This window comes from Perlabentimonas gracilis, from assembly GCF_011174675.1.
Classification (GTDB): domain Bacteria; phylum Bacteroidota; class Bacteroidia; order Bacteroidales; family Tenuifilaceae; genus Perlabentimonas; species Perlabentimonas gracilis.
In genome coordinates this window covers 34,149-41,174 of record NZ_JAANIG010000037.1, presented here as the reverse complement: position 1 = coordinate 41,174, position 7,026 = coordinate 34,149, and the positions used below count along the sequence as shown (strand labels likewise).

The window sequence follows — 7,026 nt, the reverse complement described above, 5'->3', positions numbered from 1 at the left end:
GATTTCCAATTCAAATCGTCACGCTATTAAAAAAACAGATAAGTGCGATGAACAAAGATTTTCAAAGAACTATTATTTATATTTAGTGCCCACTAGTGAATTTGGGTTACAATATCAGTTTTTGGATGTGAAAAAAAACCATGCTCTTTTAGAAAACGATACTTCCCCCGATAGTATACCTCCGCATCGTGGTCGTAAACCTTGGTGTTTTCATTCGTCTCTTCGCCAATATGGCAAGCCGCTTTTAGCCCAGGGGGACAATACATAATCTCCTTGAGCCGGGCATCCATTATATAGGAGTTGCCACTCTCGGCACTAACTATATGCGTTGCTTCCATCGCTACTCTCCTCCCTTGTAATGTACAATCATAATCACCGGGTTGTCCTCCATGGTAAGGTTTTCAACCATGCTCGCCAAACGGCGCTGGGCATCGCTGTTGGTTGCCTCCCTGCTGCTAGGGCTTTCTAATTCCATGAGCTCATGGGCGTAGTACCACGATACCCCTAGCCGATTGCTCATGGTGGCTCGGGGATAGAAGTCGGGGCCACCATCGTAGTCGTTGGACAGAAAGGTCTTGTCGCTTCGGGCTATGCCATTGGTGCTTTTGGGCCAGAACTCTACGGGGTACTGCTTCCCCTGAGTTAGCCCCGTTTGCTTATCGAGCCATACTAGCCAGGGCTTATTGCGCACCAGCATTTGCACAAATAGGTGGGCTTGGGTCTCGAAAAAGAAGATGTACTGGGTGGAGGCCTCGGCAATCGCCTTGGTGGGCTGGGTGAGCCTATCGGCGTAGCTCCCGTTGTACTTACCGATATCGAGTATATACCGTGGGATAAGCTCCTTGCCATTGAAGGAGAATATGGTATCCACCGCGTTCTCTAACACCAGAACCGTATCAGTATTATAGGGTGTTATCCTAGTGATAATATAGTACTGTAGTCTCTTCCAACTATCGGTATTGAGAAAATCATCGTGATGACTTTTGCTAAAAAATACGGTATCTCCATTGAGGTCTCTAGATAGTATCATATACCCATCTTTAGTTGTAAAGAAACCCATATCCTCGCTATACACTTTGGTCCCGTTAAGCACTTCAATATTTCGACTTCCTTCAACTCGAGATAACCGCTTTACCATCTGACCCGAATAGTTATACACTGGAAAGTCGCCTAACGGATAAGCCTTTACAGCAACTACCCCCTTGCTCTCTATTGGCACTACATCGAGAGCTGAAACGTACTCAGCAGGACCTCGGCCCAATTTACCCAACCGAGTGATAAACTCTCCATTACGGCTAAACATTAGCGCAGGCTCATTTACAGTGGTAAGAAAGATATTGTTGCTGGTTACCCTTACGTTAAATATCTGTCCAAGCGGTTTTCCATCTACCAACCCCAGCTTAACGTACTCAATGCTGTCGGCTATCTGGCTAAGGGTTGGCGGTTGGCCAGGGCTGCTGCCATCGAGCACTTCTTTTATGTTTAGCGTATATGGGAATGTTATGCTAAATTCATTGTTGCTATTGGATACATTGCTACATGAAAAGAGCAAGATAAGAGCCAATAGGTACAATGGCTTGTAGCAGTAAAAATATTGTTTTGTCATAGCTAGGGTTTTCATCTTAAAAAAAGCAAGTAGGTAAAGCCCTACTTGCCTTCGTTACTAACTTACAACTACGCTGTGGCAGTCTGTACGTCACCACATCTGCAATCAATATTTCCTCCAACTGAGTCGTAACCATATTTGTAGTTTGCATCCCGATTACTTGTTGTTGAAGAGCCTCCTGGCTGTCCTTCGTAATGGCATCCACAACCACAGCAATTACCGCCTTTAATGGCGCTCATTTCTCGATTCTCCAGCTCGGCTTTACTTAGCTGGTTTAGCTTTAGCTTTTTCATAGTTAGAATTTGTTTAGAGTTATTGAAAAAATAGCATTTTATACAAAACCCTCCCTTTGGGCCCATTCAGGATGTTTTGGCATACCAAAGGTATACCCCTTCGCGGAAATGACATTTCCGTGTAGCATCACAACATATGTTTTACAACACAAATTACATATAAGTATTAATATCTAGCTAAATGTTAAGTCGTTACGCTTAGCGGTCTGAGATGTAAAAAAAGGGATTTAGAATTGAGATTATCACACACCTCCCCCTATCCTGCTAACAGAAAGGCTTTTACCCCCCCCGTTTGTCTCCTGAGCGCTTGTATTCAAGGGCTCAAAGGTAAACCTAAGCGCAACTGGGTGCTTGTAGTAGTATGTTTGGCTGGAGCGGGAATATTCGACAGGCGCCCCAAGTTTGACAAGTTGACTGATGTAGTTGCGAACCGTGCGGGCGGTTACGCCCAAGCGCTGGGCTAACTGGGCGGGTGTTCCAGTGCTGGCGTTTTCAATTTGCTGGTGAAGCGTTTCGAGCTGATCCTTTACTTTTAAAATCATTGCGATTTGTTGGTTACTGGTTAACAAATAGGGTGAAACTGTGTAGAGGCAATAAGCCCCTCTACTATATGTGTCGCAAATACCGGATTTGTGACAATGATTTTAGAAGTTTTTTTGGAGAAAAATTAAGCCTGCTGTTTAACGAACTGGTTTAATGTGGTTTGCATTTGAGTTTTTTGCCGGCAGTTTGGGGCGAACGGAGATATGCTTTGATATAATAAGATGAAAGAACTGCCTATAACAAGTATTAAAAAAAACATAACCCTATCTATCTCGAAGTTACCAACTTAGAAATTGGAATAACTACTACCCCATCGTACAATAAAAAATGATTCTTACTTCGAGTTGAATGCATCCGATCAAGAAAGGATATGTAATTGTTTCGCTCAAACCTAGGGATATCTGCTGTGGAGAAAAAGAATGGCCCGTTCATAGAAGTTGATATCTCGAGTAGTCCTTTCGTAAAGCTATCAAACCCGTTGAAAATGAAAACTGGATCATTCGTATCAATACTTTTGCTGGCAACTGCCTCTCGATAATTTGTTAGCATCTTGAGATAATTACCTGCTCTATGCTTAAAATGCTCTTTGTCCAGCAATAGGGGGTTCACCGTATAGCTATAGGCAACCAAACGTAGCGAATAGGTAAGGCCCTTGGTGTTGGAGTTAATATACTGAAAGTAATAACCTTCAGCATCACGCTTTATCGCATTCTTATTCCCTGTTCCTGTGTGCTCACTCCCTCCATAAATTATGAGCTTATTATCCCTTACTATATCACTAAAATAATGAGGGTCTTCAAACTTTCTAATTATTGCCCTACTTCTTATCTGATTGAATTTATGAAACCCCTCATTTAATGCGCTATAGGCCAGCAATGACTGAAGTAAATTTTCAACAATTGGATAAATGGTTTCGTCAATGCTGTGAAGGCTTTTGATTTCGGGTAAAAGCTTACGAAGATAGGTTGCAGACTTAAGGGAATCAGGACAGTATGCAAAACCAGCGTTATTAAGCTTTGGAATGAGGATATCTGAAATGGTAACATCAGAATTATGCTCAATATCAGAACAGAGTACATTTAGCTCTTTATTGGGATTGTTTCTATTCCATACCCTGATGTCATTATAAAAAGTAGAATCCTCAACAGTTGTTACAATACTATTCAACCGTTCGCTGAAAAAAGCAGTGGCCGTTTTATCGTCTGCAATTGAGAGGTAGGTGTTGATGTCATAGGTGTAAGAAAAAGGGGTTTCAACAACCAGGTAGGGAAAATATGCATCCTCATTAAGTGCAAATAGAATTCTTTTTACAATATCTGTAATCTCTTTGAAGTAATGATTCTCTCCCATCAGAACTACCTTTTTGTTGACCATATCACTAATCAGCTCATCATAGTTACTCCTAGTATCAATTGGTTTAAAAACATTGGTGTCGACTGGAAAAAGACTCCCGTCTAAATTGGGGAATCTGCTTAGCTGAGTATTCGGGTAAAAGCCAGATTCGTGCATATGCTCGTTGGGGGAGGCATCCATTTTCGTTAAATAGCGATAATACTTATCACTATATACCACTTCATTCTTTCGGTAAACTACAAATTGGGATTTCCCAAAAAACTGGTTATTATAGCCTTCGGCAATGGTATCGATGTGTAGCAAACAATTTGCCCTGTTAAAAGGATTTGAGGTTACAGCCATAAAATTAGCCCCCTTGGTGCTAATTGTTGTATCACCAATGCATAACATATCACCATCAAAGCTATAAGGTAGTACTAGGGTACTAATGAATGCATTGGTTTTGGCATTTCCTACACAAATTATATTGTAACTGGCGAGGCAAAACGCGTTATACTCACTTTCGTCAAGTATTAACGTACTTGGACCCAACATCCTAGCCAAACCATCAACATTGGTTCCATCGGTAATAATACAATTGGCTGCATCATGTGCAAAGTAATCATAGATCCGAGTAGGGTAAAATCGCAAATCAAAGGCACTTCCTTGTGCATAAACTTCCCCTATTGCAAATGCCAGTAAGAGAATAAACAGAATTGATCTTTTCATTGGATATTAATATTTTGATACTGTAAAATATCTTAGTTAGAAATTTCCCCGCTAAGATTAGGTAAACAGAGATTTCAAACTCTAACCTTACAAATCATAGGTTACAACAATAAAATCGGCATCCTCTGCAATATCAAGCTTATAGTCTACCGTAGCGGAGCTAGTTACTATCTGAATACTATCGGGGATTAACACCTTATTAAAAACTAAGCAAAAATAGCCTGTACTTGTTGTTAATGTGTGAATAGATTCATTTACTTGCACCTTAATGCCTTCGGCCCCTTCTGAATTGTGGAGAATAAAACCCAACAGGGCAAACTCATTGGGCGATACGAGTGCTGGAGAGTACTTGCAGTTGTCCCAAATTTTTGGGTCGAATTCGAGACCAAGCTCGTTCCACGATTCAAGATAATCTATACCAACTGGATAGAGCAGGGTTACATTGTTTATGTATCTATAGGCCTGAACTCCATATTTCTGAACTTTGCCTTGCCCCACTAGCAGCCTATCAACAAACCAGGCGTAATTAAGGCTAGGGATATAACCTTTTTGTGCTAGATGGTGAACAAAATCGACATACTTATTGTGAATATCGACATCTGCGTGCTGAATTACAAGGTAGCATGCCTTGTACGACAATGTATCCAAATCGTCTATCCGATAGTGAATAATGCTGTCGATAATGGGCAGTACTAGCTCAATGTTTCGCTTATCCTGCTCCTTCATCTCATATGCAGCAACGGCTAGCTCTTCGTTATAAATTTCGGCCTTCATAAGGCTGTCAATTATTCTTCGATACTTTTGATCAAGCTCGTATGCCTGCTTGAGCACCTCGTTTATTCTTTGCTTATCTATCTCGGTAGAGGCAGGAAATGATGCATAGCTGGAGAATGCTACGTAAATAATTAAAAAGCAAGCCAATACTAGTGGCCTTTTAAATCGAAGGGGACAAGCAATCATAAACTGTAATTTATACTGTTGCGTTAAGGTAACTAACTGACTATAGTAGAGTAAAGATATAAAACTACCTTGACTTCTACCTAAATGGCGAAGTGATGTGCAGAAAAATCATAAAAAAGCAGGGTCAGGCGTATCAATAAACCTGACCCTAACCTATCAAGCTAGAGATTACAAGCGTTACCTTTGTGCCATTCTATCTGGGTTACCGTCGGGATCGTTGGTTACATATCCGCGTACTCTTGGTGCACCCATTAAGCGTATGCCCGCCACATGAGGAGCAGCCATAGATGTGCCGCTTATGGTTCGGTATGAGCTACCAATCCATGTAGAGTAGATACTTGTACCCGGTGCACACCAGTCGATTGGAGGATTTGCCCAGTTAGAGAAGGTTGAAAAACGGTTGTTGCTATCATGCGACGAAACAGTATAGATATAGGTTCCGTTAACCCGAGCTGGGGAGTAATTATTTGCATTTCGATAATCGTTTCCAGCTGCAATAACACACCACACACCCCTATTTGAAAGGTTTATCACTGCATTATCAAGAGCTGTAGAGGCTGGTCCGCCAAGGCTAAAGTTGGCCACATCGCCCGAGCTTGCAACACTCCTAACATAGTCAATACCAGATATGATGCCTGCATAGCTACCGCCGCCCTGATTGGAGAGCACCTTAACGGCAACAACTCTGGCACCTGCCGCTACGCCCACAACACCATAGGTGTTATGAATGGCGGCAATGGTTCCGGCCACATGGGTACCATGCCCATTGCCATCGTTGTACGATTCGCCCGAAACAAATGATCTACAGGCCGAAGTGTAAACGTTTAGGTCGGGGTGATTGTACTGAATACCAGTGTCAACAACCCATGCCACTCGGCTACCTGTGTAAACAGCTGCGCCAACACGTGAGATACCCCAAGGAATTGTTTGGGCTTTTGCTCCGTCGAGCCCCTCGGTATCTTCCTCTAGCCTATAGCTTAGCTCGATGTAGCGATTGGGTTCAATATAATCAACCCTAGCATCCTTCTCAAGCATCCTAACATCTTTATCGCTTAGCTTGGCCGAGATACCAAATACTGAACCGGTGTAAACATTCTCAATGGATTCTTCAGGAATGTTTAGGTCGGTGAGGGTTCTCTCGTACTCAACCCTAAACGAGTCCATTTTCTTCATGTGCAGCTCCTGCAAAAAGTTGTCATTCTTGGCAAAGTCTCTTTCGTAGGAACTTTTCATGGTCTCGTACTTACTCTCAACATTTTTCAAGTCGGGTGTTTCCTTGAAAACTACAATGTAGCTATTGGGAATAACATCGCCATGGCTTAGCCCCTCAAATGAGGTTTGCGTTTCGTACAACGAGTTGTCCTCGGCAGTTGGAGTTAAAATCTCATCTTTCTGGCAGCTTACAAACAAGATTCCAGCAACTAGTGATAAACCTAATAATCTTTTCATTTGTAAAATTAGTTTTGGTTTGTAATTGGTTAATTACATCTGATTTATGGTAGCTAAACCCATTGTTGAGGATCAGGCAAACATCAACATACAGCTGACAAATAACCATTACGA

At 41.9% G+C, this 7,026-nt stretch carries 7 protein-coding genes; all 7 read right to left on the bottom strand.

Going from position 1 to position 7,026, the window contains the following annotated elements; all coding sequences use genetic code 11:
• Positions 1-92: 92 nt before the first annotated feature.
• The gene (locus G8O23_RS14110) at positions 93-338 is read right to left on the bottom strand and encodes a hypothetical protein (RefSeq protein WP_166365942.1); all 246 of its coding nucleotides are present in this window, start codon (positions 336-338) and stop codon (positions 93-95) included.
• Positions 339-340: 2 nt separating this feature from the next.
• The gene (locus G8O23_RS14105; RefSeq protein WP_166365940.1) at positions 341-1,606 is read right to left on the bottom strand and encodes a 6-bladed beta-propeller; all 1,266 of its coding nucleotides are present in this window, start codon (positions 1,604-1,606) and stop codon (positions 341-343) included.
• Between the two features lie 68 nt (positions 1,607-1,674).
• Positions 1,675-1,899, bottom strand: coding sequence for a TIGR04149 family rSAM-modified RiPP (locus tag G8O23_RS14100; RefSeq protein WP_235942294.1), 225 nt, complete (start codon positions 1,897-1,899; stop codon positions 1,675-1,677).
• Positions 1,900-2,141: 242 nt separating this feature from the next.
• On the bottom strand, positions 2,142-2,441 hold the full coding sequence (locus G8O23_RS14095; RefSeq protein WP_166365938.1) for an HTH domain-containing protein: 300 nt from the start codon (positions 2,439-2,441) through the stop codon (positions 2,142-2,144).
• Positions 2,442-2,709: 268 nt separating this feature from the next.
• Positions 2,710-4,503 carry a hypothetical protein gene (locus tag G8O23_RS14090; protein ID WP_166365936.1) on the bottom strand — a complete coding sequence of 598 codons (1,794 nt, stop codon included), beginning with the start codon at positions 4,501-4,503 and terminating at the stop codon, positions 2,710-2,712.
• An 87-nt stretch (positions 4,504-4,590) separates the two neighbouring features.
• Complete coding sequence (locus G8O23_RS14085) at positions 4,591-5,463, bottom strand: hypothetical protein (protein ID WP_166365934.1); 873 nt, start codon at positions 5,461-5,463, stop codon at positions 4,591-4,593.
• 177 nt (positions 5,464-5,640) lie between these two features.
• On the bottom strand, positions 5,641-6,912 hold the full coding sequence (locus tag G8O23_RS14080; protein ID WP_166365932.1) for a S8 family serine peptidase: 1,272 nt from the start codon (positions 6,910-6,912) through the stop codon (positions 5,641-5,643).
• Positions 6,913-7,026: the final 114 nt, after the last annotated feature.

What these genes read in the sequence shown, in the direction of transcription:
- G8O23_RS14085 (WP_166365934.1), bottom strand. Translation starts at nt 5,463, where the DNA reads ATGATTGCTTGTCCCCTTCGATTTAAAAGGCCACTAGTATTGGCTTGC.
- G8O23_RS14095 (WP_166365938.1), bottom strand. Translation starts at nt 2,441, where the DNA reads ATGATTTTAAAAGTAAAGGATCAGCTCGAAACGCTTCACCAGCAAATT.
- G8O23_RS14105 (WP_166365940.1), bottom strand. Translation starts at nt 1,606, where the DNA reads ATGACAAAACAATATTTTTACTGCTACAAGCCATTGTACCTATTGGCT.
- G8O23_RS14100 (WP_235942294.1), bottom strand. Translation starts at nt 1,899, where the DNA reads ATGAAAAAGCTAAAGCTAAACCAGCTAAGTAAAGCCGAGCTGGAGAAT.
- G8O23_RS14080 (WP_166365932.1), bottom strand. Translation starts at nt 6,912, where the DNA reads ATGAAAAGATTATTAGGTTTATCACTAGTTGCTGGAATCTTGTTTGTA.
- G8O23_RS14090 (WP_166365936.1), bottom strand. Translation starts at nt 4,503, where the DNA reads ATGAAAAGATCAATTCTGTTTATTCTCTTACTGGCATTTGCAATAGGG.
- G8O23_RS14110 (WP_166365942.1), bottom strand. Translation starts at nt 338, where the DNA reads ATGGAAGCAACGCATATAGTTAGTGCCGAGAGTGGCAACTCCTATATA.